This is a genomic window from Desulfosporosinus sp. Tol-M2 (assembly GCF_059735615.1).
This window is the reverse complement of sequence record NZ_JCAIJG010000084.1, coordinates 1-2933: the sequence shown is the minus strand read 5'-3', so window position 1 is coordinate 2933 and position 2933 is coordinate 1. Positions and strand designations below refer to the sequence as shown.

General features: G+C 40.8%; 3 protein-coding genes, 1 pseudogene and 1 riboswitch. All 4 genes and pseudogenes read left to right on the top strand.

Annotation, left to right across the window (positions count from 1 at the left end; translation table 11 throughout):
* Nucleotides 1–269 (top strand): annotated as a pseudogene (locus AC6I5A_RS06275) (IS1634 family transposase); the annotation flags it as partial.
* A gap of 233 nt (nucleotides 270–502) precedes the next feature.
* A complete protein-coding gene (locus AC6I5A_RS06270) occupies nucleotides 503–709 on the top strand; it encodes a hypothetical protein (RefSeq protein ID WP_034613137.1) in 207 nt (68 codons plus the stop codon).
* 38 nt (nucleotides 710–747) lie between these two features.
* Nucleotides 748–1545: a tyrosine-protein phosphatase gene (locus AC6I5A_RS06265; RefSeq protein WP_034613134.1), complete on the top strand. Its 798-nt coding sequence runs from the start codon at nucleotides 748–750 to the stop codon at nucleotides 1543–1545.
* 333 nt (nucleotides 1546–1878) lie between these two features.
* A riboswitch (cyclic di-GMP riboswitch) is annotated at nucleotides 1879–1963 on the top strand.
* A gap of 191 nt (nucleotides 1964–2154) precedes the next feature.
* Nucleotides 2155–2760, top strand: coding sequence for a sugar transferase (locus AC6I5A_RS06260; RefSeq protein ID WP_034613132.1), 606 nt, complete (start codon nucleotides 2155–2157; stop codon nucleotides 2758–2760).
* The last annotated feature ends 173 nt before the right edge of the window (nucleotides 2761–2933 follow it).

Sequence of the window (2933 nt, the reverse complement as noted above, 5' to 3'; positions counted from 1 at the left end):
CATCCGAGCGGATTGCAAGAGCTCTGAGTACCGCGACATGTCAGGTTTTAAAGGGCGGCATTATTCACCTCGACGATGTTGGCGGTGCGATCGCATTCCAAAAGATCCGCAACAAAAAAGGCAAACTTGTGGATACGCTGGCATTTTCGGACAAAGATGAAATTGCGCAGGACTACAAGTTAATCCAGGATACGTTCGGCCAAGATTTCTACAATATCTATTTGCGGCAGGAGGTGTTCAACAAATTCCTGAAGAAGATATCTCTATAGCATAACAAAATTTATATGTGATCCAAACGCGAAAAAGCCCATAGTTTCAATGACTATGGGCTTATCACCTTTTTTAAACTGTAAAAGTCAGGCCGAAGAATCAGGTACGATTTATACAACAAAAAAAATACTTGTATCAGTCGCCCCAAAAAATAGAGCAGCAAAGAAAGGCTTGTGTTATAATTAAGCGGGAATCGTTAGAAGCTTGAGATAAAAAGTAAAGGGGTGAAAAAATGGAACAAATCCTCACTCAGATTCTTTCTGAACTACAGGCCCTGCGTGAAGGTCAGTCTCGGCAGGGAGAAGACCTATCTTCTCTGAAAAAAGATGTTCGCGAGATCAAAACGGAATTACGCTTTGTCTGGGAAGACATCAAGAAACTGGATAGCCGTCTCTCTGCACAAGGAGAGGAACTTGTCATCCTAAAACGGTTAAAATAAGATCGCTTCGAATATGAGGAAGCGTCGGGAGAGTTCAGATGATCGATAGCCATAGCCACATCCTGCCCGGAATGGACGACGGATCAAAAAACATGGCGGAAACGCTGGGAATGGTACGTCAGTTGCACGAAGCAGGCTTTAAGACACTGATTGCCACGCCACATGTCCTGGAAGGAAGGGATTTCTTAAGCCCTACGGAAATTTTGACTGCAACGGAACAGGTGCGCCAAGCGGTTACCGAGGCTGGTATTCCGGTTGAAATTCTACCCGGCGCTGAGAACTATATCTTCCCGGACCTGGTTAAGTGGGTGCGTGCCGGAAAACTGCTGACCCTGGGAAATACAGGAAAGCATATCCTTATCGAGTTTCCGCTGCTGGAGATACCTCACTATGCGGATCAAGTGTTTTTTGAGCTCCAAGTCCTGGGGATAACACCGGTCCTGGCTCATCCCGAACGATATAGAGACTTATCCGATCAGCCGGAGCGTATCCTTGATTGGGCCAGGAAGGGGATTCTCCTTCAACTGGATTTAAGAAGTTTAAGTGGACATTATGGTCCCCAGGCAAGGCAGTTAGCCGAAATCATGCTCAACAGTGATCTAATCCACGTTATAGGCTCAGACGCTCACCACGTTTCCAGCAGGGAGTTAACCTATTTAGAAGGACTCCAGAGCATCCAGGAAATCGTGGGTAAGACACGATACCAGGAATTGACGAGGCTAAATCCGCAAACGGTCCTTGAAGGGAATCCTCTGCAGGGCGATAGGAATTATTTCCTCAAGGGGTCAAGTATTAAGAAAAGGCGAAGCCGATTTTGGAATTTGTTTAGGCGATAAAAAAACGGGAACAGAGGGCCGAATGTAATTAATTAACATTTATAGATGGAGTTTGCAGTAATAGAATAAATTTTTATACTTTTTTTTGGTTTTAGAGGATTTTTTAATATAGTTGTCGAAATATACAGTCTATGTAGAAAATTGGTAAAATTTTCCTGGGACTATGGGCCTAAGTTCAATTGTTACTAATGCAGGAGCAAGGTAAAGACTGTTTCATGTCGTTACACATTAATACGGTTGAGTGGGCAAGTTGGGAGGTTAGATAATAAGCTTTGAATTTTTTTAAATAACTAGTTTATATAAGTAGATTTTGTGTATTATGTTAACTTAATTGATTAATAAGGGCAAATTCAGTGAAAGCTGAAGACGCAAAATCACGGGCCTAATGTCTTAAGACGATGGCAGCCGGATTACCGACATCTAGGCATAGAATGTGTAGATTTCTTCTATTCGGTAATTTGGATTTTTTATTTATAGAGAAAGTAAATAGTACTTAATTTAAACGACCATCTAAGGTCCATTACGTTTTCATAGATTGGCTGTATAGAAAGGTATAGATTATGCAATAGAAATTGATATGGTTTTAGTTGGTTCGTTTGGAGGGATTAAATGAAAAGGTTAATAGATATTCTTTTTGGCCTGATACTATTAGGTATTTTAAGTCCCTTGTTACTTATAATTAGCCTAGTTATAAAAGTTGATTCGAAAGGACCAGCGTTATTTAGCCAAAGAAGAATCGGAAGAAATAACAAAGAATTTGTTCTATATAAGTTTCGAACCATGCGAACTGAGGCTCCCAATGTGGCGACCCATTTACTGAAGGATCCTCAAAGCTATATAACTTCTTTCGGGAAGTTCTTAAGAAAGAGTAGTTTGGATGAGCTGCCTCAATTGTTAAATATAATAAAAGGTGATATGACGTTTATTGGACCACGTCCTGCCTTATATAATCAGTATGATTTGAAAAAGTTAAGAACTAGGTGTGGGGTACACAGGCTAAGACCCGGCGTTTCGGGGTGGGCTCAGGTAAACGGGAGAGATTGTCTGGAAATAAGTGAAAAAGACAATTATGATTGCTATTACTTAGAACATCAGAGTTTAGGCTTCGATTTAAAAATATTATTATTTACTTTTCTAAAGGTTCTTCGGGCAGAAGGGGTTCGAGAAGGGATCCGAAATCCAAATAAGGTTGAGAAAAGAGAAAGTGCAATGTGAAACTAATTCGGTTGCTATAATAGGGAGTAAGGTGGAAATTTTTTATGTGACTGAAGTAATGCCCGGGGCTATTATCAATGCTGGTACTAAGATTGGGTAGCATGTTATTGTGAATACGGCCTTATGGTGACGGTTGAATCCCTGAGAGAATATATTCTTGGAGGAAACAAGAG